Source organism: Streptomyces sp. PR69, assembly GCF_026420845.1.
Lineage (GTDB): Bacteria > Actinomycetota > Actinomycetes > Streptomycetales > Streptomycetaceae > Streptomyces.
Genome location: NZ_JAOWCB010000014.1, coordinates 86397 through 109121, shown reverse-complemented (window position 1 = coordinate 109121; position 22725 = coordinate 86397). Strand labels below are relative to the sequence as shown.

Genomic DNA, 22725 nt, shown 5'->3' with positions numbered 1-22725 from the left:
GCTATCGCTCCCTGGGGGCTGGGGTGACGGTGGGGGCTGCGGGGACGGTCGGGGGGAAGGCGGTGCCCTCGGTGCGGGTGACGACCAGGCTGCGGTCGGGAGCGAGGCGTACGACGAGGTGGCGGCGCCAGGTCTCGTCGTCCCGCCCGGGGCGGTCGTCCCGCCAGTGGCAGCCGCGTGTCTCGGCGCGCTCCAGCGCGGCGGTCGCCAGCACCCGCGCCACGCACAGCAGATTGGACGTCTCCCAGGATTCGACGCCGGGCTCGGCGGACTTGCCGCCGAGGGCGCCGGCGCCGCTCGGAGCGCCCTGCTGCGCCAGCACGGCGTTCGTGTGGACGGCCTCCAGCTCCCGCACCGCCCCGGCCAGGCTCGCGGCGGAGCGCAGCACGCCCGCGCCGTGGGACATGATGCGCTGGATCTCGGCGCGGACCTCGGGCGCGATCAGGGGCAGCAGAGACGGTTCGGCGATCTCGGCAGGCCAGCGCCGTACGGGCCGTACGGGCCGTACGGCGGGTGTCGCAGCGGGTGTCGCGGCGGGTGCCACGGCGGGTGTCGCGGCGCGCTCCGCGGCGATGGACTCCGCGATCCGCTCGGCGAAGACCAGGCCTTCGAGGAGGGAGTTGGAGGCGAGGCGGTTCGCGCCGTGCACGCCGGTGCAGGCGACCTCCCCGCACGCGTACAGGCCGGGCACGGTGGTCCGGCCGTGCAGATCGGTGCGCACCCCGCCGGAGGCGTAGTGGGCGGCCGGGGCGACGGGAATCGGCTCGGTGACCGGGTCGACGCCATGGCCGCGGCAGGCGGCCAGGATCGTGGGGAAGCGCTGTTCCCACATCGCTGCGCCGAAGTGGCGTGCGTCCAGGTACATATGCGTCGCGCCCTGTTCCCGCATGCGGCGCATGATGCCCTTGGCGACGATGTCGCGGGGGGCCAGCTCGGCCAGTTCATGCTGCCCTGCCATGAAGCGGACGCCGTCGGCGTCGACAAGGTGCGCGCCCTCGCCGCGTACCGCCTCCGACACCAGCGGCTGCTGGCCCTCGGAGTCCGGCCCCAGGTAGAGGACGGTCGGGTGGAACTGGACGAACTCCAGATCGGAGATCTCCGCCCCGGCGCGCAGCGCGAGCGCCACACCGTCGCCGGTGGAGACGGCGGGGTTGGTGGTGGCGGAGAAGACCTGGCCCATGCCGCCGGTGGCCAGGACGACGTACGGGGCGTGCACCGCGCCCACGCCGTCGTGCTGGCCCTCGCCCATGACGTGGAGGGTGATGCCCGCGGTGCGGCCCTCCGCGTCCAGCAGCAGATCCAGCACCAGGGCGTTCTCGACCGTGCGGAGGCCCGCGTCGCGCACCGCGTCGACGAGGGCGCGGGAGATCTCCGCGCCGGTCGCGTCGCCGCCCGCATGGGCGATGCGGCGGCGGTGGTGGCCGCCCTCGCGGGTGAGCTCTATCTCGCCGGAGGCGGAGGTGTCGAAGCGCGCGCCGGAGGCGATCAGCCGGCGGACGGCGTCGGGCCCCTCGGTGACCAGCGTGCGCACCGCTTCCTCGTCGCACAGGCCAGCGCCCGCGACGAGGGTGTCGTCGAGGTGCTGCTCGGGGGTGTCGCCCTCGCCGAGGGCGGCCGCGATGCCGCCCTGCGCCCATCGGGTCGAACCGTCGTCGAGCCGGGCCTTGGTGACCACGACCGTGCTCAGCCCGGCCGCCGCGCAGCGCAGCGCGGCCGTCAGGCCCGCGACGCCGGAGCCCACGACGACGACGTCGGCCTCGATGGCCCAGCCGGGAGCGGGGGCGTTCAGCCGTATTCCGGTCACTGGAGGGCTCCAGGGGTCGAGGGGCCTTGGGGGTGCGGGGCGGCGAAAGAGAGGGGGATGTTGTCGATGAGGCGCGTGGTGCCGACCTTGGCGGCGACCGCGAGGATCGCCTCCCCCTCGTGGCCGTCGGGGACCTCCGTGAAGTCGGCCGGGTCGACGAGGGCCAGATAGTCCAGCACGAGCGGAGGGGTGGCTTTGGCGGCCTCGTCCAGGACGGACCGGGCGGCGGCGCGCACGGCGTCGGCCCCGCCGGGCGGGACCGCGTACGCCACCGCGTGCGCGTCGGCCGCCGCGCGCACCTCGCCGATCGCGGACAGCGCGGCCGCCCGGGCGGGCGCGGCCGGGACGGCCTCCGCGCGCGCGTGCAGAGCCTGCTGGGCGGCGAGCCGGTCGCGGGCCGCGAACAGGGCGCGGGACAGCGCGAGGGCGGTGCGGCGCTCGGCGGCCGAGAGATAGCGGTTGCGGCTGGAGAGCGCGAGGCCGTCGGCCTCGCGGACGGTCGGCGCGCCGACGATCTCCACGGGGAAGTTCAGATCGCGCACCATGCGGCGGATGAGCGCCAGCTGCTGGGCGTCCTTCTGCCCGAAGAACGCCACGTCCGGGCGGGTGAGGTGGAGGAGTTTGGCGACGACGGTCAGCATGCCGTCGAAGTGGCCGGGCCGGGACGCCCCTTCGAGGCGCTCGCCCATCGGGCCTGCCGCGATCCGCACCTGCGGCTCCCCGCCGGGGTAGACCTCGTCGACCGCGGGGGCGAACACGATGTCCGCGCCCGCCTCCTCGGCGGTGCGCAGGTCGGCGTCGAGAGTACGGGGGTAGCGGTCGAGGTCCTCTCCCGCGCCGAACTGGAGCGGGTTGACGAAGACGGTGACGGTCACCGAGCCGTCCGGCCCGACGCGGTCGCGCGCGGCGCGGACGAGGGCAGCGTGGCCTTCGTGGAGGGCGCCCATGGTCATGACGACGGCACGGCCCGCCGCCGTCCCGGACTCCGGCAGCCCGTGCCGGGCCCGCCGGGCGTGCGCGTCTTGCAGCGTGTGCAGGTCGCGCACGGTGCGGACGAGCGCGGGTCCCGCCCCGGACGGGCGGGGGCCTGCCTGACCGGCCCTGGCGGCGGGCTCAACTGCCGAAGACCCGGCGGCAGCGGACCCGGCGACCGCGGACTCGGCGGCAGCCGACGAGGCCGCCCCGGACGGGTGCGCCCCGGAACCGGCAGCCGCGGACTCGGCCGCCCCAGACCGGTCCGCCCCGGAACCAGCAACCGCAGACCCGGCGACGCCGGACTCGGCCGCCGAAGGCCCCGCAGCCGCGGACTCGGCCGCCCCGGGACCGGCGACCTCGCACCCGGCTGTCGAAGACCGGTGTGCCCTCGCTCCGGCATTCGCCGACTGCGCCCCGGACTCGGCGGCCGCGGGCCCGTTCGGCTCGGGTCGGCTTGACTCCGGTCGGCTCATGACGGGTCCCCTTCGGCGAGCACGCCGAGGAGGTCCTCGGCCAGCTCCGGCTTGAGCAGTCCATGGGCGAGCGCGCGGTCGGCGGTCGTACGGGCCATGGCGAGGTATCCGGCGACCGCTCCGGGCGCGTGCCTGCGCAGCTCCGCGACGTGCGCGGCGACCGTCCCCGCGTCGCCGCGGGCCACCGGCCCGGTGAGGGCCGCGTCACCGGAGCGCAGGGCGTTGTCCAGCGCCGCGCCGAGGAGCGGGCCGAGCATCCGGTCCGGCGCCCCCACCCCGGCGGTGCGCAGCAGCTCCATGGACTGGGCGACCAGGGTGACGAGGTGGTTCGCGCCGAGGGCGAGGGCCGCGTGGTAGAGCGGACGGGCCTCCTCCGCGATCCACTCCGGCTCCCCGCCCATCTCGATGACCAGCGCTTCGGCGGCGAGCCGCAGCTCCTCGGGCGCGGTCACGCCGAAGGAGCAGCCCGCCAGCCGCTGGACGTCGACGCTGGTGCCGGTGAAGGTCATGGCGGGATGCAGCGCGAGCGGCAGCGCCCCCGCGCGCGTGGCAGGGTCCAGCACCTTGGCCCCGTACCGCCCGGAGGTATGGACCAGGAGCTGTCCTGGGCGCACCGCCCCGGTCTCGACGAGCCCCTCGACGAGGCCCGGCAGCGCGTCGTCGGGGACGGTCAGCAGCACCAGCTCGGCCCGCGCGAGCACCTCCGCGGGCGGCACCAGCGGCACCTCGGGCAGCAGGGCGGCGGCGCGGCGCACGGAGGCGTCGGACACGCCGGAGACGGCGACCGGCCGGTGCCCGGCCAGCCGCAGCGACGCGGCGAGCACGGGCCCGACGCGACCGGCGCCGACGACCCCCACGGTGAGCCGTGCGGGCCGGTCCCGTGGGTCGAGCGGTTCCTGTGATGCTGTGGGGTTCACGCGGCGGGGCCTTCCGTTCCAGTCCGCGGCGGGTACCGGACGATTCCCCGTCATGCTACGCCAGCGTTTCCCCTGCCCCTTGCGTTGTCCACAGGCCGTGACGGCGCACGGGATTCCACAGCCTGTGGATACCGAAACCGCCGGTGCGCATCAGTCGAAGCGGATGTGCCGCACCCCTGTCCACGCCTTGCGCAGCCGGTGCCGCAGCGGGCTGTCGTCGTTCGGCAGCAGCCGCAGGCCGGCCGTCGCCGCGATGCGGTCCGCGACCTGGGGGACGCCGATCCGGTCGGTGTGGATATGGTGCGCGAACCGGGGCCCGTGCAGGCGCTCCAGGCAGTGGTCGAGCCGCCGCACCGCGAAACTGTCCCGCTTCAGCCCGCGGCCCCAGCCGCGCTCCGTCAGCCGCCGCAGCACCGTCTCGCGCTCCGCGAGCAGCGCGAAGTGGTGCACCACATGGCCGCTGTCGCGCAGCCCGCCGACGATCTCGTCAAAGTATCCGGGCTCCGTCAGCGTCATGGGCGCGATGACCACGCCCTCGTACTGCCGCAGCGTCAGATCCAGCACCTCGTACACGCCCTGCCGCCACGACGCCAGATCCTGGAAGTCCTCCCGCAGCTCGGGCGGCATCATGCGGTGCAGGCCGAAGCCGACATGCTCCGGGTCGCAGACCACGCTGCCGGGCAGCCTCCGCCGCAGCTCGTACGCGGTCTGGGTCTTGCCGCCCCCGAAGGGGCCGTTGATCCACAGCAGCGTCGCGTCGGACAGCCTGGTCATCGCCTCAGGCCGCCCCTCCGCCACCCGCCCGTACGAGGCCCGTCTCATAGGCGAGCACCACCACCTGCACCCGGTCCCTGAGGTCCAGCTTGGTGAGAATGCGGCCCACATGGGTCTTGACCGTCGCCTCGGAGAGCACCAGCCGGGCGGCGATCTCGCCGTTCGACAGCCCCTGGGCGACCAGCATCATCACCTCGCGCTCCCGGTCGGTGAGCTTCTGCAGCTCCTTGCGCGGCGGCTCCTTGCCGGTGCTGGGCAGCATGGGCGAGAAGCGGTCGAGCAGGCGGCGGGTGGTGGACGGCGCCACGACCGCGTCGCCGCTGTGGACGGAGCGGATCGCCCCGAGCAGCTCGCCCGGCGGCACGTCCTTGAGCATAAAGCCGCTGGCGCCCGCCTTCAGCCCGGAGAAGGCGTACTCGTCGAGGTCGAAGGTGGTCAGGATGAGCACCTTCGGCGCGTCCGGCTCGGCGCAGATGCGGCGGGTCGCCTCCACACCGTCCAGCCGCGGCATGCGTACGTCCATGAGCACCACGTCCACCGGTGTCGAGCGCAGCTGCTCGATCGCCTCGGCCCCGTCGCCCGCCTCTGCCACGACCTCCATGTCCGGCTGGGCGGCGAGGACCATGCGGAAGCCGGTGCGCAGCAGCACCTGATCGTCGACGAGCATCACGCGGATCGTCATATGCGGAATCCTCCAATGGATGGGCGGGGCGGCGCTCGGGCTGCGCGGCCGACGGAACGGGTGCCGGGACGAGCCGGGCCGGGGGTACGGGGCCGGGAGCGGTACGGGGCCGGGAGCGGTACGGGGCTTGGAGCGGTACGGGGCTTGGGCAGGCTATCCGGCGGGCTTGAGCGGAAGCAGCGCACTGATCCGGAATCCGCCGCCGGGCCGCGGCCCCGCGTCCAGCGTGCCGCCGACCATGCCGACCCGCTCCCGCATGCCGATCAGCCCGTGGCCCTTGCCGTCGGCCCCGCCGTCCTCGTACAGCTCATGGGACGAGCCGCGGCCGTCATCCTCGACCAGCAGCCCCAGGCCGTCGTCGAAGTACACCAGCCGGACGCTGGCGCCCGCCTCCGGACCGCCGTGCTTACGGGTGTTGGTCAGCGCCTCCTGCACGATGCGGTACGCCGTGAGCTCCACTCCGCTGGGCAGCGGCCGCGGCGTCCCCTCGACCTTGAAGTCCACGGTCAGGCCCGCGTTGCGCACCTGCTCCACCAGCTCCTCGATCTGCCGCACATCGGGCTGCGGGACATACTCGCCGCTCTCCGGGTCGTCCCCGGTGCGCAGTACGCCGAGCAGCCTGCGCATCTCCGCGAGCGCCTGGCGGCCGGTGGTCGAAATGGTCTCCAGCGCTTGTTTGGCCTGGTCGGGGGCGGTGTCCAGGACATATGCCGCGCCATCGGCCTGCACCACCATCACGGAGACGTTGTGGGCGACGACGTCGTGCAGTTCGCGGGCGATCCTGGCGCGCTCCGCCGCGACCGCTACCTTGGCCTGCGCCTCGCGCTCCTTCTCCAGCCGGGTGGCACGCTCCTCAAGCTGGGCGAAGTACGCGCGCCGGGTGCGCAGCGAGTCGCCGAGCACCCAGGCGAGCGCGAACGGCACGCTCAGAATGATCGTGATCACTACTCGGCTGAACGTCCCCGTGTCCGGCTCCGGCCAGCGGATCTGGGCGAGCGAGGCGGCGGAGAGACCGCCGATCAGCGCCAGCCGGGAGGCCCAGCGGGGGCCGTCGTGCGCGGCGACCGTATAGATGATCACCAGCATCGCGAAGTCGGCCGGGTTGATCGTGATATCCAGCGCCAGCTGGGCCACGCCCACCCCGACGGCGAGGAGCAGCATCTTCTCCGGCATCCGCCGGCGCAGTGCGACGACCAGGCACAGCAGCAGCACCGCCGTGGCTTCGGCGAGCAGGTCCAGGCCGCCGGCCGAGGTGCCGGACACCGACAGCGCGGAGAACCCCAGGAGCATGAGAGCCCAGAAGGTGTCGACGCCCGTCGGGTGTCTGCGGATGAAGTCATAGAGGCGCTGCACGTAACCCAGCGTAGGGAAGCCGGATAGGTGCAGGGGTCAACCGGAGGGGCGATACATGCGACAGGGCCGTACTCCGCAAGGTGGAGACTGGTGCGCGTGATGAACAACGGGGCCGGTGCGAGCGGCGGCGGCGGCGAGTGGCGAGGGTGGCGTGCGGCGACGGAGACGGCGCTGTACGGGCCGGGTGGCTTCTATCACCGCCCCGAGGGCCCGGCCGGCCACTTCCGCACCTCCGTGCACGCCTCCGGGCTCTTCGCGACCGCGGTGGCGCGGCTGCTGACCGACACGGCGCGGTCGCTGCCGCCGGACGCCGGCGTTCCCGCGTTCGTCGACGTCGGCGCGGGCAGAGGCGAACTGTTGACCGGGGTGCTCGCGGCGCTGCCGCCGGACTTCCCGGTACGGGCGTACGGGGTGGAGCGCGCCGCCCGCCCCGAGGGGCTCGATCCGCGTATCGAGTGGGTCCCGGAGCCGCCGGAGGGGGTCAGCGGGCTGCTCTTCGCCAACGAGTGGCTGGACAACGTGCCGGTGGACGTCGCCGAGATGGCCGGGGACGGGGTGGCCCGGCTGGTCGAAGTCCGCGTCGCGGACGGCGCGGAACGGCTCGGCGCACCCGTCGCCGACGCCCTCGGGGCCGCCGACGCGCGCTGGCTGGAGCGGTGGTGGCCGCTGCGGGAGCCGGGCGAACGGGCGGAGATCGGACGGCCGCGGGACGAGGCGTGGGCGCGGGCGGTCGGCACGCTCAGGGCGGGCCTGGCGGTCGCCGTGGACTATGCGCACACGCTGGACTCCCGGCCGTCCTTCGGCAGTCTGACCGGATTCCGGGAGGGCAGGGAGGTACGGCCCGTCCCGGACGGCTCCTGCGACATCACCGCGCATGTGGCGCTGGACGCCTGTGCCCTGCCCGGACCGCCCGGACTGCCCGGACTGCCCCAAGCGGAACTGATCACTCAGCGCGAGGCGCTGCGCCGCCTGGGCGTCAGCGGCGAGCGGCCGCCCCTGACGCTGGCGAGCTCCGACCCGGCGGCGTACCTCCGCGCGCTGTCCTGCGCTGGAGAGGCGGCCGAGCTGACGGCGCCCGGGGGCCTGGGCGGCTTTCTGTGGCTGCTCCAGCGGGTGCCGTAGACCGCGCGGTCCGCCCGCGCGGGCGCCGCGATCGCTCGGCGCGGGCGTCACGCGGACCGGCGGCGGGGGGTGCGGAGCGGCGGCGGGTGCCGTAGATCACGTCATACCCCTCTGAGAGACTTGACGCATGACGGAGACGACGGTCGGCATCGGCGGGGCGGCGGAGAGCACCGACATGGTGCTGAACATCGGCCCCCAGCACCCCTCCACGCATGGCGTGCTCCGCCTCCGTCTCGTGCTGGACGGAGAGCGCATCCGCAGCGCGGAGCCGGTCATCGGCTATATGCACCGGGGTGCGGAGAAGCTCTTCGAAGCCCGGGACTACCGGCAGATCGTGATGCTGGCCAACCGGCACGACTGGCTCTCGGCGTTCTCCAACGAGCTGGGCGTGGTGATGGCCGTCGAGCGGATGCTCGGCATGGAGGTCCCGGAGCGCGCGGTGTGGATGCGCACGCTCCTCGCCGAACTCAACCGCGTCCTCAACCATCTGATGTTCCTGGGGTCGTACCCCCTTGAACTGGGCGGAATCACCCCCATCTTCCACGCCTTCCGCGAGCGCGAAGATCTCCAGCATGTGATGGAGGAGATCTCCGGCGGCCGGATGCACTACATGTTCAACCGGGTCGGGGGCCTGAAGGAGGACCTGCCGGCCGGCTGGCTCGGCCGCGCCCGCGCCGCGGTCGCTCAGGCCCGCTCCCGGATGGACGTGTACGACAACCTCGTCCTCGGCAACGAGATCTTCCGCGGCCGCACCCGCGGCATCGGCGTCCTCCCGGCGGACGCGGTGCACGCGTACGGGGTCAGCGGGCCGATCGCCCGTGCGTCGGGCGTCGACTTCGACCTGCGGCGTGACGAGCCGTATCTGGCGTACGGGGAGCTCCAGGACACCCTGCGGGTCGTCACCCGCTCCAGCGGCGACTGCCTGGCCCGCTTCGAGGTGCTCCTCGACCAGACCCACAACTCCCTGGACCTCGCCGACGCCTGCCTCGACCGCCTCGACGCCCTCCCCCCGGGCCCCGTCAACCAGCGCCTGCCCAAGGTCCTCAAGGCCCCCGAGGGCCACACCTACGCCTGGACCGAGAACCCGCTCGGCATCAACGGCTACTACCTGGTCTCCAAGGGCGAGAAGACCCCCTATCGCCTCAAGCTCCGCTCGGCTTCCTTCAACAACATCCAGGCCCTGGCCGTCCTGCTGCCGAACACCCTGGTGGCGGACATGGTGGCGATCCTGGGCTCGATGTTCTTCGTCGTGGGCGACATCGACAAGTAGCGCGCCGGCACGCAACACACCCGCACGCGGCCGACTTGCGGGCCGCAGCCCGCCGGGGTCCGATGGGAAGGACCATGATCCCCGGCGGAGTGCGAGCGGACGATGACGGGTGCGAAAGACGGCGGCGGCCCCGGCCCCACCGGCCCTCCGCACCAGACCTGGGGCATCCCACCCCCGCCGCCGCACAACGGCTTCGGCATCACCGCGCTAATCGTCGGCATCGTCGGAGTCCTCACCGGGATGATCCCGCTCCTGTTCTGGATCGCCGCGGTGCTCGGCGTCATCGCGATCGTCTTCGGCATCCTCGGCTACCAGCGTGCCCGCCAGGGCTTTGCCACGAACGGCCGTATGTCCCTGACCGGGTCGGTGCTCGGCGGTGTGGCGATCGTGCTGGCCGTGGTCGGCGCGCTGATCATCGCCGACGTCTTCGAGGACATCGAGCGCGAGCTCGGCCCCACACGGACCACGGCCCCCGCAACGCCGGGCACGACGCCCCCCGAAGAAACCACGGCCACAGCCACAGCCGTCCCCGGCGCGCTCGCTTTCGGTGAGACTCAGCGGTACGAGGACGGGGTGGAGGTCAGGGTCTCGGAGCCGAGCGAGTTCAGCCCCTCGGATACGGCGGCCGGGCACTCGCCGGGCAATGTGGCGGTCGCGGTCGAGGTCATGGTGACCAACGGGGCGGACGAGAGCCTGGACCTCGTTCTCGTCCAGGTGCAGGCGAAAGACGCCGAAGGGCGCACCGCCGATCGCATCTTCGACAGCGCCCAGGATCTTCAGGACCTCAGCGGCACCCTGCTCCCCGGCAAAAGCTCGGTCGGCTCCTACGCCTTCGACCTGCCTTCCGACGCCGCCGGCAGCCTGGACGTCGAAGTCCGACCGGGCTTCACCTACGACTCCGCCATCTGGAGCGGGACCGCTCCCTGAGGGCGTGGGGGGGACCCCACTTCCGTAACTGGGGCTCCGCCCCAGACCCCGTTTCGGGGGCTCCGCCCCCAGCCCCCGCGCCTCAAACTCCCCCAGCTGCCTCCCCCAGACTCCGTCCGGGGGGTACCCCCACGGAGGTGCCCCCAGGCGAGGCTTGATTTCCGGCTCCCGCGCCTCAATCGCCGGCGGGGCTTGATTGCGCAACCCCTCGCAGACGCGGCTAGGAGATCGCCGTGCGCAGCTCCGCCACGTCCAGTTGTTCCGTCTCGTCGTGGGCCGTCAGGTCGATGACCTTGCCGACCTCGCGGGAGTCGTTGTCGCGGCGGTGGGAGGCGAGGGCCTCCTCGCCGACGACGTCTGCGAGGTCCTGCTCTTCCGCTGCCTCGATGTCGTTCCGCGGGGGTGTGTCGTTGCCCGTGCCGAAGAAGTCGAAGCTGCCTTGGGGGCCGGGCTTGGAGGGGCGGCGCTGGGGGCCGTAGGGGACGATCCCGACGGCGGGGGCCGGGCGGCGGGCGGGGAGGGACGGTTCGGCGCGCGGCTCGGGGGCGGGGGGTTCCGGGTCTTCGGCGGGCCGGGGCTCGTCACCGCTCCGTGCCCGTGCCTGCTCCGCCGCGTTCTTGGAGAGGTTCTCCAGGGCCTGCGCCGCGCGGAGATAGACCGACGCGGTGGGCGTGGACGGGGACGCCGGGAGCGCCTTGGCCGGGGCGGCGGCCTCCAGCTCCAGCCGGCGGCGGCCTTCGAGCGCGCTGGCGCGCTCGGTCTCCGCGGTGGCGTAGCGGCGCAGCAGCGCCGCGTGCTCGCCGCGGAGACCCGCCAGCTCGACGCGCTTGGCGCGCAGCTTCACCTCAAGCTTGGTCCGCAGCTCGCGGGCCTCCTCAAGGTCGGCCTCCAGCTCCGCGAGGCGCTCCTCGTTCTTCCACTGGTCGCTGGCGCGGGCGCGGGTGAGCTCCGCGACGCGCCGCCCGGCGGCCCGGTCCCAGCTCCGCATCAGCACGGAGCCGGTGACCGCCGCGGCCGCGGCGAGGGCGGCCAGCGAACGGAGCACGACCGGTTCGGCGACCAACCACGCGCCGGCGGCACACAGCACCGACGCTCCGGCGACCGCCGAGGGCGGCAGCATCCTGTGCAGGGGCGGGGAATGACGGTGGCGTCCACGTGGCATGGCCTGAAATTTACCGTGCGTAGACCCCGAATGGGGTGACGGGTCGGCAAATCTCCGAGGAAAGTGCGGGCCTTACTTCCGCTCCCGTTCCGCGCCGGTCAGTTGATCAGCCCCTTCGACTCCAGATATGCCTTCGCGGCGTCCTCCGGCTTCGCCCGCTCCGCATCCACCTTGCGGTTCAGCCCGGCGAGATCCTCGGTGGTCAGCACCTTGGTGAGTTTGCCGAGGATCTCGGCTATCTCCTTGTCTCCGGCGTCCTTGGCATTGACCACCGGCAGGACGTTGTCCGCGTTCTGGAGCTTCTTGTCGTCCTCCAGGAAGACCAGTCCGTCCATCACGGCGTCCGTGGTGGTGGTCAGCACCAGTTGGTCCTCGCCGTCCCTGACGGCCTGCTTGGACTGCGGGGTGCCCACGCCCTTGGGGTCAACGCCCGCCACGTCGATCCCGTACGTCTCCTTCAAACCCGGTGCGCAGAACGGGCGGACCTCGCACTCGTCCCCCGCCGCGATCTTCACCTTCAGCCCCGACTTCCCAAGATCGGAAAGGGTCTTGAGGTTGTGCTTCCGGGCGAATTCCTCGCTGACCGCGAACGCGTTCTGGTCGACCGCCTCACCCGCCGGGAGCACCTTCAGCCCCCGCGGCTCGGCCAGCTTGGTCAGCTCCGCGACCGTGGCGGCGACATCGCTGGAGGCGACGGGCTTGTCCTGCGGCGCGTCCGGCCCGTTCACCTTCGCGTTGAGGAATTCGGCGAGGGTGGCCGCGTATTCCGGAACGATGTCGATCTCGCCCTTCTCCAGGGAGGGCTCGTACAGCTCACGGTTCTTCACGGTCGTCACGGACGTCTGGTATCCAGCGTCGCCCAGCAGCTGCGCATACAGCTCCGCGAGCACCTTGGCCTCGGTGAAGGCGGCCGCGCCGACGACCAGCGTGCCCTTCTTCCCGGCGCCCGGGCCCGAACCGGCGCCGGGCTTTCCGGCCTCCAGGCTGTCCCCGCCGCAGGCGGCGAGAGAACCCGTCAGGGCTGCCACGGCGAGTACGGCTCCCGCGATCCGCGAGGTCTTTCTCATCAGGGTCTCCGTCCACATGTGTGTGTCAGCAGGCTGTCAAAAGAGCGTCAAAGAGTGGGACAAGGTGGAGAAACAGGGTCGATCACACCGAAGCGGTCTGCGTCGGCCGCCGGCGACGCCTCGGGTCCATCAGCCGGGCGCCCGCCGCCAGCGCGCCCTCCACCAGCAGCGCCAGACCGGCGGCCAGCAGCGCGCCGGCCACCACCTGCGGGGTGTTGTAGGTGTTGAAGCCCGCGGTGATGATGCGGCCCAGACCGCCCTGGCCGACCATCGAGGCGATCGTGGCGGTGGCCACCACCTGGACGGCCGCCGAACGCAGCCCGGTCATCAGCAGTGGATAGGCCAGCGGCAGCTCCACACGGAGGAAGACCTGGCCGCCCGACATCCCCATGCCGCGCGCGGCCTCCACGACCGAGCGGTCCACCTCGCGCATGCCCACATAGGCGTTGGTGAGCAGCGGCGGCACCGCGAAGAGCACCAGCGCGATGATCGTCGGCAGATAGCCCGCGGTGCGCAGCGGGGTGAGCATGAACAGCGCGAGGACCGCGAAGACGGGGATCGCCCGGCCCGCGTTGGAGACATTGACCGCGAGCGCGCCGCCCTTGCCCAGATGGCCGAGCCAGAGCGCGATCGGCAGGGCGATCGCGCAGGCGACGACGAGCGCGACCCCGCTGACGTATATATGCTCGCCCAGCCGGTGCCATGCGCCGCTCTCCCCGGACCAGTTGGAGCCGGTGGCGAGCCAGGTCCATGCGTCGGCGACGACCCCCATCAGACGGCCGCCTTCGATGCTGCCGCCATTGACGCCGCTGTCTTCGACCCCGCTGCCTTCGATCCCGCCGCTCGTGGCGCGCCGGCCGCCGTGCGTATTCGGGTCCAGGGCGTCAGCAGCCGCTGCGCGCCGAGAAGCAGCAGATCGGCCATGACGGCCAGCAGCACGCACAGCGCGGAGGCGGTCAGGACCTGCGCCTTGAAGGTGGTCTGCACGCCGTCGTCGATCAGATTGCCCAGACCGCCCTGGCCGACCAGCGCGCCGACCGTGGTCAGCGCGATCGTCGAGACGGTCGCGATCCGCACGCCCGCCATCAGCGCGGGCAGCGCGAGGGGCAGTTCCACTTCCCAGAGCATGCGCCATGGCCCGTATCCCATGCCGCGTGCGGCCTCCCGGGCGTCCTCGGGCACCGCGTCGAGACCCGCCACGATGTTCCGCACGAGGATGGTGAGCGAGTAGAGCACCAGGCCGGTCACCACCAGCGCCGCCGACAGCCCGAAGAGGGGCAGCAGCAGCGAGAACATGGCGAGCGAGGGGATCGTGTAGAGAAGCGTGGTCAGCCCCAGCACCGGGCCGGCGAACCGGGGCCGGGCGCGCACCAGCACGGCCAGCGGGAAGGCGACGGCCAGCCCGATCAGCACGGACGCGACCGTGATCCAGATGTGCTGGAGGGTGGCCTCGGTCAGCTCCTCGCTGCGGGTGCGCAGATACTCGCCGCAGATCCAGTCATTGGCCACCAGGCAGTTCTGCGCCGCCTGGTGCACGGCCTGCGGCACGGCATAGGTACTCATCGGGCGTCACCTCCCCCGCAATCCCGAACATATGTCTACCGTTTGCAGTGACCTTAGCGGCCGGCACTGACAATCGCCCTCCGGCCGCCGCCACCGCCGTCCCCGTCACCGCCCCCACGAGGAAACATGATTCGCTTCGAGCACGTCACCAAGCGCTACGCGGACGGCACCACGGCCGTCGACGACCTGTCGTTCGAGGTCGCCGAGGGCGAGCTGATCACGCTCGTCGGCCCGTCGGGCTGCGGCAAGACCACCACCATGAAGATGGTCAACCGCCTGATCGAACCCACCGGCGGCCGCATCCTCCTCGACGGCGAGGACATCGCGGCCGTCGACCCGGTGCAGCTGCGCCGCCGCATCGGCTATGTCATTCAGCAGGTGGGCCTGTTCCCGCACAAGACCGTGCTGGACAACACGGCGACCGTCCCCTGCCTCCTCGGCGTCAGACGCGCCAGGGCCCGCGAGCGCGCGGCCGAACTCCTCGACCTGGTCGGGCTGGACCCGGCCGTCTACGGCGACCGCTACCCCGAGCAGCTCTCCGGCGGCCAGCGCCAGCGCGTCGGCGTGGCCCGGGCGCTGGCGGCCGATCCGCCGGTGCTGCTGATGGACGAGCCGTTCGGCGCGGTGGACCCCGTGGTCCGCGAGCACCTCCAGAACGAGTTCCTCAAGCTCCAGTCCCAGGTGCGCAAGACCGTGCTGTTCGTCACCCACGACATCGAGGAGGCGGTGCGCCTCGGCGACCGGATCGCCGTGTACGGGCATGGCCGCATCGAGCAGTTCGACGCGCCGGCCGCCGTGCTGGGCGCCCCGGCCACCCCGTACGTCGCCGATTTCGTCGGCGCGGACCGCGGTCTGAAGAGGCTGTCGGTCACCCCCATCGAGGAGAGCGATCTGGAGCAGCCGCCGGTCGTGCACCTCGACGATCCGCTGCCCCGGCAGCTCAGCTCCCGCTGGGCGGTCGTCCTCGACCGGGACGACGAGCTGCACGGCTGGATCTCCGCCGAGCAGGCGTCGGAGGGCGGCGGCACGGTACGCGAGCACGCGCGGCGCATGGAGGCGTGGCTGCCGGTCGGGGCCTCCCTCAAGCAGGCGTTCTCGACGATGCTCCAGCACGACGCCGGCTGGATCGCGGTGATCGACGCGGAGGAACGGGGGCGCTTCCTGGGGGTGCTGACCCCGGCCCGGCTGCATGAGGCGCTGCGGCGTTCGATCGACGCGGACGCGCAGGACATTCCCCGCGCCGACGTGACGCTGGAGACGGTGAGTTAGCCCCGCCCACCCCGGGACCGGCCCTCACCCTTGCCAACTATTCTGAAATAGTGAATAGTCAAGGCTGTTGAATACATCAGGGGGTGCTCATGGGGACGGAGCAGTCGCCACAGCCGGCCTGGACGCGCGGCGTCCTGCCGCTGTGTCTGCTCTCGGTGCTGGACTCCGAGGACAGGAGCTATGGATACGCCCTGCTGAGCCGGCTGTCCGACGCCGGCTTTGAGAACGTGAAGGCCGCTGCCCTCTATCCGGCCCTGACCCGGCTGGAGGAGGAGGGCGCGGTCGAGGTCGAGTGGGGCGCCGGCGAGGGCGGGCCGGGACGCAAGTACTACCGCATCACCGACCGCGGGCGGGCCCGCCTGCGCGGCGAAGGGGCCGCATGGCGCGCCTTCGCCGCCACCGTGGAGTCCGTGCTGGAGGACCGCGTGCCGCGGAAGCAGAGGGAGCAGGGGGAAGAAGCGTGACCGCCAAGGAGAAACTGAACTGGCCTCGGGACGAGGACGAGAAATGGGCGGCCGCCGTCGAGCTGCGGCTCGCCCTCGCTCCGCACTCCCCGGACGGCCTGGCCGACCGCGTCCTGGCCGAGGTCTATGAGGCCGTGACCGAGACGGGCCGCAGCGCCCGCGAACTCTTCGGCGAGCCCGAGGCCCACGCGCGCGCCGCGGCCGACGAGCATGTCACCGAGGAAGCACGCGCGCGTACGGACCCTCAGGGCATGACGCCGGGCGAGCGGTTCACCGCGGCCGTCTGCACCCTCGGCGGCGCCGGGATCGTGATCAGCGTCATGCACTGGATACGCGAGGGCCTGTGGGCGACGCCCAGCTGGTCCTCCGTCGCCGGGTTCACGGGGATCTTCCTCAGCGCGCTCCTGTTCTGCGCGGGCATCGGGGCCTGGTCCGCAGGACGCGTCAAGGGCGCCGGGGGCTTCGGCGCGGCAGCCGCCGTGGCGCTCGGCAACGGCATCGCGGCCGCCGCGTATCTGCCGGAGCGCGAGCTGCTCACGATGCCCGTCCCCGTGCTGACCGCGGCGAGCGCCCTTTTCACCGCGGCCGCGGCGGGCATCCCGAACGCCGTCCTCGACCGCTGGTTCACCCCCTCCGTCCCCTACGGGGACGACGAGCGCTGGCTGGCCCGCCTGGACGGGCTGCTGCGCACCCGGCACGCGATGCGGGCCGCCGAGGCGCACAGCCATGTGCAGGAGGCCCGCCTCCATCTGGCGACCTCTGGCGAGAGCGCGACCGCCGCCTTCGGCGACGTGGAGGTGTACGCGCTGCGTCTCGCCGAGGGACCGCGCAGGGATGCCCGGCTGGAGCGGCGCAAGCTCTACGGCGCCACACTGCTCGCCGCCGCGATCCTGTGGGTCCTCGTCGACAAGCTTGCCGACCCCGAGCCGACGTCCTTCTGGTTCTGGCTGTATCTGGTGACAGCCGTCTACTGGGTGGGATACACCGCAGGCCAGTGGTACAAAGCGCTCAGGCGGCGCTGAGCCGGCCGCTGATCCACTCCAGGGTCGGCGGGATCTCCCGCCGCCAGGTGTTGAAGTTGTGCCCGCCGCTGTCCAGCATGATCGACGAGACGCGCGCGGGCCGCTTCACCTTCTTGATGAACTCCCGCGTCGCCTTGAGATTCCCCTCCCCCTGGTGCGAGCTGGTCACCAGGAACGACGACTTCCCCTGCGGCAGATGGTCCAGGCTCCACAGCAGATCGGCCCGCTTGCGGGCGCGGTCGTCGCCGCGGAAGAGGTCACCGGTGGTCACATCCTCGGCCGCCTTGTAGTACGCCGACAGGCCCGCGCCCGCCGCGAACTGCTCGGGGTGGTGGAGGGCGATCTTCAGGGCGCAGTAGCCGCCGGTGGAGTTGCCGATGAAGCCCCAGTTACGGGGCTCGGTCCCCACCCGGTACGTCTCCGCGACGGCCTGCGGAAGGTCCTTGGCGAAGAATGTCTCCGTCTGCGGCCCGCCCGGGATGTCCACACACTCGGTGTCCCGGGGCGGCGCCACGGTCGGCCGCAGCATCACCAGGATCATCGGCTGCATCTTGCCGTCCCTGGCCTGCTCGAAGGCCGTACGCGGATACCTCAGCCCCTTGAGGAGGTTCTCCGCGGTCCCGGGGTAGCCGGTGAGCACGACGGCAGCGGGGAAGTTCCGCTTCTCGTACTCCTTCTGGAAGTACTCCGGCGGCAGATAGACATACGCCGGGCTGTCGATCTTCGACTTCTTGCCCGCGATGACCACCTTCTGGATCTGCCCGCCGGTCGCGGGCGTCCCGCCCCCGGGGACGTCCAGCTTCTTCTTGCCGACCACCTTGATGTGCGAGGCGGCGGCCGAGTGGTCCACCACCACGCCCAGCTCCTGCTCCTGCCCGAACAGATCCGCCCAGGAGCCGTAGAAGAGGAAGGACTTGTTGGCCGCCAGCCCCAGGGAGGCGAACAGCGCGAGCTGGGTCGCCAGCAGCAGCCCGATCCGCCCGGCCACCGCCCGCCAGGTGCGCCCGGCCAGCCGGGGCCAGAGCCAGACGGTGGCCGCGAACAGCAGCACCGCCGCCACCACGGCCAAAGCCAGAACCTTGTTGCTGGTCAGACCCATGTGTCGAGTGAGCTTTCCGTGAGATTTTCCTGAGAGCGAGTGAACCCGCCCCCCGGAAGTGCCGTCCTAATGAGCGCCAGATCGTCCGGAGCCGACTGACCTGAGGCCCGGACACACGATCTTCGATCTCTCGCGGAGCCACGGGAAGCACGGGAAGCGATGTCTGCAACCAAAGATGGGGACAAATCAGGATTGGTTCCGGATCGGCTGGGACGAGTGCGGCGTGTTCTGCGCGGCCCCCGCCCCGAATCGGTCCCGGCTCTGGTCGGCACGGCCGCAACCGTCGTCGGCCTGATCGATGTCGCCGCGGGTGTCTTCCCGCGCTTCAGGCACAGCCGTCTCCACACCCTCGCCGAGGTGCTGCCCGGCGCCACCGGGCCCTTCGCCGCCGCCCTGTCCATCAGCGCGGGCGTGCTACTGCTTCTGCTCGCCCACGGCCTCAAGCGCCACAAGCGGCGCGCCTGGCGCGCCGCGGTGATCCTGCTGCCGGCCGGGGCGGTCGGACAGTTCTTCTACCGGCACTCCATCGTCGGCGTGCTGCTCTCGCTCGCCCTGCTGGCGCTGCTGCTGCGCCACCGGCGGGAGTTCGCGGCGCTGCCCGATCCGCGCAGCCGCTGGCGGGCACTCGCCAACTTCGTCCTGATGGGCGCGGGGTCCATCGCCCTCGGTCTCGTCATCGTCAGCGCCCACCCCGGCCGGGTGATGGGCAGCCCCAGCCTCAGCGACCGGCTGGAACACGTCCTGTACGGGCTCTTCGGCGTCGAGGGCCCCGTCGGCTACACCGGCAATGTCTCCTGGACCGTGGGCTATTCACTGGGCGCCCTCGGCATGCTGACCGCCATCACCACCATCTATCTGGCCTTCCGCCCCGAACACCCGGCCGCGCGGCTCACCGAGGACGACGAGGCCCGGCTGCGCGCGCTGCTCGCCAGGCACGGCGGCCGCGACTCACTGGGGCACTTCGCGCTCCGCCGCGACAAGGGCGTGGTGTTCTCCCCCAGCGGCAAGGCCGCCGTCTGCTACCGCGTCGTCTCCGGCGTGATGCTCGCCAGCGGCGACCCCATCGGCGACGTCGAGGCCTGGCCGGGCGCGATCGAGCGGTTCATGGACGAGGCCAAGGCGCACTCCTGGACCCCCGCCGTCATGGGCTGCTCCGAGACCGGCGCCGAAGTATGGACCCGCGAGACCGGCCTGGACGCCCTCGAACTGGGCGACGAGGCGGTGGTGGACGTCAAGGATTTCTCCCTGACGGGGCGCGCGATGCGCAATGTGCGGCAGATGGTCAAGCGCATCGAGCGCAATGGCTACGAAACCCGCGTACGGCGCGCCCGTGACCTCTCCGGGGAAGAGCTGGAGCAGATCCGCCGGGCCGCCGCCGACTGGCGCGGCACCGACACCGAGCGCGGCTTCTCCATGGCGCTGGGCAGGATCGGCGACCCGGCGGACGGCGACGCGGTCATCGCCACGGCGCACAGGGAGGCCGGCGAAGGCGCTGCCGCCTCCCCCTACGGGGACCTGAAGGCGATCATCCACTTCGTCCCCTGGGGGACCGACGGCATGTCGCTGGAGCTGATGCGCCGCGACCGCACCGCCGACCCCGGCATGAACGAGCTGCTGATCGTCGCCTCCCTCCAGGCCGCTCCGGAGCTGAAGATCGAACGGGTCTCGCTCAACTTCGCGATGTTCCGCTCCGCGCTCGCCCGCGGCGAGAAGATCGGCGCGGGCCCGGTGCTGCGGATGTGGCGGGGACTGCTGGTCTTTCTGTCCCGCTGGTTCCAGATCGAGTCGCTGTACAAGTTCAACGCCAAGTTCCGGCCGCGCTGGGAGCCGCGCTTCGTGGTCTTCCGCAGCACCCGGGATCTGCCGCGCATCGGCTTCGCCGCGATGCAGGCCGAGGGCTTCGTCAATCTGTCGCTGCCGCGGCCCTTCGCCCGCCGCCGGCAGGCGCGCGAGCCCCGGCCCTGCCCCCATGTCGTCGCCGCGGCCCCGGCCCCCGGCCGGGAGCGTGTGGAGCAGCAGACCCGGGCCGCCTGAGCAGCGGCCCCGGCAGGTCCGGCACGGAGCGCAGGCACGGCTCCGGGCGGGCAGCCCGCGGCAGCCGGTCCGGTCCCGGGGCACGCGGCCCCGGGAGAGCACGGGCCCTAGGCTGGGGCCATGAGTACGTTGCGCACACGGGGCACAGGCGGCGGCAGGGGCGTGGTGAGCGGGCTGCCGGAGTGGGACCGCTGCGCGGTCATGGGCGTGATCAATGTCACGCCCGACTCCTTCTCCGACGGAGGACGCTGGTTCGACACCACCGCCGCCGTGAAGAGGGGCCTGGACCTCGTCGCCCAGGGGGCGGACCTCGTCGACGTCGGCGGTGAGTCGACCCGGCCCGGCGCCACCCGGGTCGAGGAGGACGAGGAGCTGCGCCGTGTCATCCCCGTGGTCCGCGGGCTGGCCGCCGAAGGCGTCACCGTCTCCGTGGACACGATGCGCGCCTCGGTCGCCGAGCAGGCCGTCGCGGCCGGCGCCGTACTCGTCAACGACGTCAGCGGCGGACTCGCCGACCCCCGCATGGTCCCCGCCGTCGCCGACGCCCGGGTGCCCTTCGTCGTCATGCACTGGCGCGGCTTCAGCCGGGACATGAACAGCCGGGCCGTGTACGAGGACGTCGTCGGCGAGGTGCTGGCGGAGCTGCGTGAGCGCATGGACGCCGTCGTCGCGGGCGGCATCGCCCCGGAACGCATCGTCGTCGACCCCGGCCTCGGCTTCGCCAAGCAGGCCGAGCACGATCTGGCGCTCGTGGCCCATCTGGACGAGCTGCACACCCTCGGCCGGCCGCTGCTGATCGCCGCCTCCCGGAAGCGGTTCCTCGGCCGTGTCCTGGCCAAGGAGGAGGGCGCGCCGCCGCCCGCGCGGGAGCGGGACGCGGCCACCGCCGCGGTCTCCGCGATCGCGGCGCACAGGGGCGCGTGGGCGGTACGCGTCCATGAGGTGCGGGCGACCGCGGACGCCGTCAGGGTCGCCCGGGCCGTCGAGGGCGCCCGGTGAGCCGTACCGACGTCGAACTGGTCGAGGAGGCCAACACCGCCTTCTACGAGACGATGGAGCGGGGCGACTTCGAGCGGCTCTCCGAGCTCTGGCTCGACGACGACATCTCCTGCGTCCATCCGGGGTGGCCGATGCTGTCGGGCCGGGGCGAGGTGCTGCGCTCATACGCCCTGATCATGGCGAACACCGAGTACATCCAGTTCTTCCTCACCGATGTGAAGGTGAGCGTGGCCGGCGACACGGCGCTGGTGACCTGTACGGAGAACATCCTCAGCGGCGGCCCGGCCGAGGAGGCCGGGGAGCTGGGGCCGCTCGTCGGACAGCTCGTCGTCGCCACCAATGTGTTCCGCCGCACCTCGGACGGGTGGAAGCTCTGGTCGCACCACGGTTCACCCGTACTGACGGAAAGCGACGAGGAGCAGGGCGACGAAAGCCCCGCGTAGCCCCGGCGTGCCCCCTCGGCGGCTCGCCCGTAGGCCCCCTCATAAGTGGGTACGCGGCCCGGTAGAGGTTGGGAAACCAGGGCCTCGGGTATAGGCGGCTACCAGCCGTACGGGGTTTTGTCCATGCCCCCCCGTGGGCGGGCGCTGTCAGTGCTCGCAGGTAGATTCGATTACCGACACCGCTCGCCGTCCGCACGCGGCCGCGTGTCCGCAGCCCGCAACAGATGAATGAGCAGGAGTGATTCGCGTGGATCGTGTCGCGCTGCGCGGCCTCAAGGCCCGCGGGCACCACGGCGTCTTCCCACGGGAGCGCGAGGAAGGCCAGACCTTCATCGTGGACCTGGTGCTCGGCCTCGACACCCGTCCCGCGGCGGCGGACGACGACCTGGCGAAGACCGTGCACTACGGCGTGGTGGCGGAGGAGGTCGTGGCCGTCGTCGAGGGCGAGCCCGTCGATCTGATCGAGACGCTCGCGGAGCGCATCGCCCAGCAGTGCCTGAAGCACGAAGGCGTCGAGGAGGTCGAGGTGATCGTGCACAAGCCCGACGCCCCGATCACGGTGCCGTTCGACGATGTGACCGTCACGATCACCCGGAGCCGAGTATGACTGCGTTTTCATCGTCTTCACCGTCGTCGCCTTCGTCGTCGTCTTCGGGGCTTCCCTCCAACGGCGCGCAGAGCGACCCCACCGTGCAGCCGGTGCCGGCCTCCGTGGTGGAGCAGGTGGACGCGGCGGATGTCACCCTGTCCAATCCGAAACAGGCCGTGCTGTCCCTCGGCTCCAATCTGGGCAACCGCCTGGAGACGCTCCAGGGCGCGGTCGACGCCCTGGAGGACACGCCCGGCCTGCGGGTGAAGGCGGTCTCCCCGGTGTACGAGACGGAGCCGTGGGGCGTCGAGCCCGGCTCTCAGCCCTCGTACTTCAACGCGGTCGTGGTGGTGAAGACGACCCTGCCGCCGTCTTCGCTGCTGGAGCGCGGGCAGGCGATCGAGGAGGCCTTCGACCGGGTGCGGGAGGAGCGCTGGGGCCCGCGCACCATCGACGTCGACATCGTGACGTACGCGGACGTGGTCTCCGACGACCCGGCGCTGACCCTGCCCCACCCCCGCGCCCATGAGCGCGCCTTTGTCCTGGCGCCCTGGCTCGATGTGGACCCCGAGGCCCGGCTCCCCGGGCGCGGCCCGGTCTCCGAGCTGCTGGCCGAAGTGGGGCGCGAAGGCGTGCGGACCCGCGAGGACCTGGAACTCCGTCTGCCCGAGTAGTCGTTAGGCTCGTCGGAGCATGGCCGATGCCCCGTGGTCGGTG

The 22725-nt window shown here is 72.2% G+C and carries 22 protein-coding genes; 11 read left to right on the top strand and 11 right to left on the bottom strand.

The genetic code is table 11. From position 1 onward, the window contains the following. Position 1 precedes the first annotated feature (1 nt). The 6 genes from OF819_RS16045 to OF819_RS16020 form a co-directional block, all read right to left on the bottom strand. Positions 2 to 1804 (bottom strand): L-aspartate oxidase, encoded by a 1803-nt coding sequence (locus tag OF819_RS16045; RefSeq protein WP_267244201.1) that lies wholly within the window; start codon positions 1802 to 1804, stop codon positions 2 to 4. Continuing rightward, a complete protein-coding gene (panC, locus tag OF819_RS16040; RefSeq protein ID WP_416370551.1) occupies positions 1801 to 2832 on the bottom strand; it encodes a pantoate--beta-alanine ligase in 1032 nt (343 codons plus the stop codon). The genes OF819_RS16045 and panC overlap by 4 nt, the downstream gene beginning before the upstream one ends. Before the next feature lie 416 nt (positions 2833 to 3248). After that, positions 3249 to 4169 (bottom strand): Rossmann-like and DUF2520 domain-containing protein, encoded by a 921-nt coding sequence (locus OF819_RS16035; protein WP_267244200.1) that lies wholly within the window; start codon positions 4167 to 4169, stop codon positions 3249 to 3251. Between the two features lie 150 nt (positions 4170 to 4319). Then, complete coding sequence (locus OF819_RS16030; RefSeq protein WP_267244199.1) at positions 4320 to 4943, bottom strand: AAA family ATPase; 624 nt, start codon at positions 4941 to 4943, stop codon at positions 4320 to 4322. Positions 4944 to 4947: 4 nt separating this feature from the next. Next, positions 4948 to 5625 carry a response regulator transcription factor gene (locus OF819_RS16025; protein WP_267244198.1) on the bottom strand — a complete coding sequence of 226 codons (678 nt, stop codon included), beginning with the start codon at positions 5623 to 5625 and terminating at the stop codon, positions 4948 to 4950. 153 nt (positions 5626 to 5778) lie between these two features. After that, the gene (locus tag OF819_RS16020; RefSeq protein ID WP_267244197.1) at positions 5779 to 6978 is read right to left on the bottom strand and encodes a sensor histidine kinase; all 1200 of its coding nucleotides are present in this window, start codon (positions 6976 to 6978) and stop codon (positions 5779 to 5781) included. Positions 6979 to 7077: 99 nt separating this feature from the next. Here OF819_RS16020 and OF819_RS16015 point away from each other — a divergent pair, with 99 nt between their 5' ends. The 3 genes from OF819_RS16015 (at position 7078) to OF819_RS16005 (ending at position 10297) form a co-directional block, all read left to right on the top strand. Then, positions 7078 to 8100, top strand: coding sequence for an SAM-dependent methyltransferase (locus OF819_RS16015; protein ID WP_267244266.1), 1023 nt, complete (start codon positions 7078 to 7080; stop codon positions 8098 to 8100). Between the two features lie 127 nt (positions 8101 to 8227). Continuing rightward, a complete protein-coding gene (locus OF819_RS16010) occupies positions 8228 to 9370 on the top strand; it encodes an NADH-quinone oxidoreductase subunit D (RefSeq protein WP_267244196.1) in 1143 nt (380 codons plus the stop codon). A gap of 102 nt (positions 9371 to 9472) precedes the next feature. Then, positions 9473 to 10297, top strand: coding sequence for a DUF4190 domain-containing protein (locus tag OF819_RS16005; protein ID WP_267244195.1), 825 nt, complete (start codon positions 9473 to 9475; stop codon positions 10295 to 10297). Between the two features lie 220 nt (positions 10298 to 10517). On the opposite strand, the gene OF819_RS16000 is transcribed toward OF819_RS16005, so the two are convergent. The 4 genes from OF819_RS16000 to OF819_RS15985 form a co-directional block, all read right to left on the bottom strand. Beyond that, positions 10518 to 11459 (bottom strand): hypothetical protein, encoded by a 942-nt coding sequence (locus OF819_RS16000; protein WP_267244194.1) that lies wholly within the window; start codon positions 11457 to 11459, stop codon positions 10518 to 10520. Between the two features lie 98 nt (positions 11460 to 11557). Then, a complete protein-coding gene (locus OF819_RS15995; RefSeq protein ID WP_267244193.1) occupies positions 11558 to 12526 on the bottom strand; it encodes an ABC transporter substrate-binding protein in 969 nt (322 codons plus the stop codon). Positions 12527 to 12608: 82 nt separating this feature from the next. After that, positions 12609 to 13298, bottom strand: a complete 690-nt coding sequence (locus OF819_RS15990) for an ABC transporter permease (protein WP_267244192.1) — start codon at positions 13296 to 13298, stop codon at positions 12609 to 12611. Next, a complete protein-coding gene (locus OF819_RS15985; protein ID WP_267244191.1) occupies positions 13298 to 14089 on the bottom strand; it encodes an ABC transporter permease in 792 nt (263 codons plus the stop codon). Before OF819_RS15985 ends, OF819_RS15990 begins: the two co-directional genes overlap by 1 nt. Positions 14090 to 14215: 126 nt before the next feature. Between OF819_RS15985 and OF819_RS15980 the strand changes: the two genes are divergently transcribed. The 3 genes from OF819_RS15980 to OF819_RS15970 all read left to right on the top strand — a co-directional run bounded on the left by OF819_RS15980 (position 14216) and on the right by OF819_RS15970 (position 16844). Next, positions 14216 to 15358, top strand: coding sequence for an ABC transporter ATP-binding protein (locus OF819_RS15980; protein ID WP_267244190.1), 1143 nt, complete (start codon positions 14216 to 14218; stop codon positions 15356 to 15358). Positions 15359 to 15447: 89 nt separating this feature from the next. Continuing rightward, a complete protein-coding gene (locus OF819_RS15975) occupies positions 15448 to 15822 on the top strand; it encodes a PadR family transcriptional regulator (protein ID WP_267244189.1) in 375 nt (124 codons plus the stop codon). After that, positions 15819 to 16844, top strand: coding sequence for a hypothetical protein (locus OF819_RS15970; protein ID WP_267244188.1), 1026 nt, complete (start codon positions 15819 to 15821; stop codon positions 16842 to 16844). Before OF819_RS15975 ends, OF819_RS15970 begins: the two co-directional genes overlap by 4 nt. Here the strand turns inward: OF819_RS15970 and OF819_RS15965 are convergent. Further along, positions 16831 to 17943 carry an alpha/beta hydrolase gene (locus tag OF819_RS15965; RefSeq protein WP_267244187.1) on the bottom strand — a complete coding sequence of 371 codons (1113 nt, stop codon included), beginning with the start codon at positions 17941 to 17943 and terminating at the stop codon, positions 16831 to 16833. The two genes, OF819_RS15970 and OF819_RS15965, sit on opposite strands and share 14 nt — an antisense overlap. A gap of 159 nt (positions 17944 to 18102) precedes the next feature. Between OF819_RS15965 and OF819_RS15960 the strand changes: the two genes are divergently transcribed. The 5 genes from OF819_RS15960 (at position 18103) to folK (ending at position 22682) form a co-directional block, all read left to right on the top strand. After that, a complete protein-coding gene (locus tag OF819_RS15960) occupies positions 18103 to 19977 on the top strand; it encodes a phosphatidylglycerol lysyltransferase domain-containing protein (protein ID WP_267244186.1) in 1875 nt (624 codons plus the stop codon). A 120-nt stretch (positions 19978 to 20097) separates the two neighbouring features. Further along, the gene (gene folP, locus OF819_RS15955; RefSeq protein WP_267244185.1) at positions 20098 to 20976 is read left to right on the top strand and encodes a dihydropteroate synthase; all 879 of its coding nucleotides are present in this window, start codon (positions 20098 to 20100) and stop codon (positions 20974 to 20976) included. After that, positions 20973 to 21419 (top strand): nuclear transport factor 2 family protein, encoded by a 447-nt coding sequence (locus tag OF819_RS15950; protein ID WP_267244184.1) that lies wholly within the window; start codon positions 20973 to 20975, stop codon positions 21417 to 21419. The genes folP and OF819_RS15950 overlap by 4 nt, the downstream gene beginning before the upstream one ends. Positions 21420 to 21666: 247 nt before the next feature. After that, complete coding sequence (folB, locus tag OF819_RS15945) at positions 21667 to 22026, top strand: dihydroneopterin aldolase (protein WP_267244183.1); 360 nt, start codon at positions 21667 to 21669, stop codon at positions 22024 to 22026. Next, positions 22023 to 22682, top strand: a complete 660-nt coding sequence (gene folK, locus OF819_RS15940) for a 2-amino-4-hydroxy-6-hydroxymethyldihydropteridine diphosphokinase (protein ID WP_267244182.1) — start codon at positions 22023 to 22025, stop codon at positions 22680 to 22682. The genes folB and folK overlap by 4 nt, the downstream gene beginning before the upstream one ends. Positions 22683 to 22725 lie beyond the last annotated feature (43 nt).

What these genes read in the sequence shown, in the direction of transcription:
- OF819_RS15995 (WP_267244193.1), bottom strand. Translation starts at nt 12,526, where the DNA reads ATGAGAAAGACCTCGCGGATCGCGGGAGCCGTACTCGCCGTGGCAGCC.
- OF819_RS16030 (WP_267244199.1), bottom strand. Translation starts at nt 4,943, where the DNA reads ATGACCAGGCTGTCCGACGCGACGCTGCTGTGGATCAACGGCCCCTTC.
- OF819_RS16010 (WP_267244196.1), top strand. Translation starts at nt 8,228, where the DNA reads ATGACGGAGACGACGGTCGGCATCGGCGGGGCGGCGGAGAGCACCGAC.
- folK (WP_267244182.1), top strand. Translation starts at nt 22,023, where the DNA reads ATGACTGCGTTTTCATCGTCTTCACCGTCGTCGCCTTCGTCGTCGTCT.
- OF819_RS15965 (WP_267244187.1), bottom strand. Translation starts at nt 17,943, where the DNA reads ATGGGTCTGACCAGCAACAAGGTTCTGGCTTTGGCCGTGGTGGCGGCG.
- OF819_RS15960 (WP_267244186.1), top strand. Translation starts at nt 18,103, where the DNA reads ATGTCTGCAACCAAAGATGGGGACAAATCAGGATTGGTTCCGGATCGG.
- OF819_RS15975 (WP_267244189.1), top strand. Translation starts at nt 15,448, where the DNA reads ATGGGGACGGAGCAGTCGCCACAGCCGGCCTGGACGCGCGGCGTCCTG.
- OF819_RS16025 (WP_267244198.1), bottom strand. Translation starts at nt 5,625, where the DNA reads ATGACGATCCGCGTGATGCTCGTCGACGATCAGGTGCTGCTGCGCACC.
- OF819_RS15990 (WP_267244192.1), bottom strand. Translation starts at nt 13,298, where the DNA reads ATGGGGGTCGTCGCCGACGCATGGACCTGGCTCGCCACCGGCTCCAAC.
- OF819_RS16005 (WP_267244195.1), top strand. Translation starts at nt 9,473, where the DNA reads ATGACGGGTGCGAAAGACGGCGGCGGCCCCGGCCCCACCGGCCCTCCG.
- OF819_RS16000 (WP_267244194.1), bottom strand. Translation starts at nt 11,459, where the DNA reads ATGCCACGTGGACGCCACCGTCATTCCCCGCCCCTGCACAGGATGCTG.
- OF819_RS15980 (WP_267244190.1), top strand. Translation starts at nt 14,216, where the DNA reads ATGATTCGCTTCGAGCACGTCACCAAGCGCTACGCGGACGGCACCACG.
- folP (WP_267244185.1), top strand. Translation starts at nt 20,098, where the DNA reads ATGAGTACGTTGCGCACACGGGGCACAGGCGGCGGCAGGGGCGTGGTG.
- OF819_RS16015 (WP_267244266.1), top strand. Translation starts at nt 7,078, where the DNA reads ATGAACAACGGGGCCGGTGCGAGCGGCGGCGGCGGCGAGTGGCGAGGG.
- OF819_RS15985 (WP_267244191.1), bottom strand. Translation starts at nt 14,089, where the DNA reads ATGAGTACCTATGCCGTGCCGCAGGCCGTGCACCAGGCGGCGCAGAAC.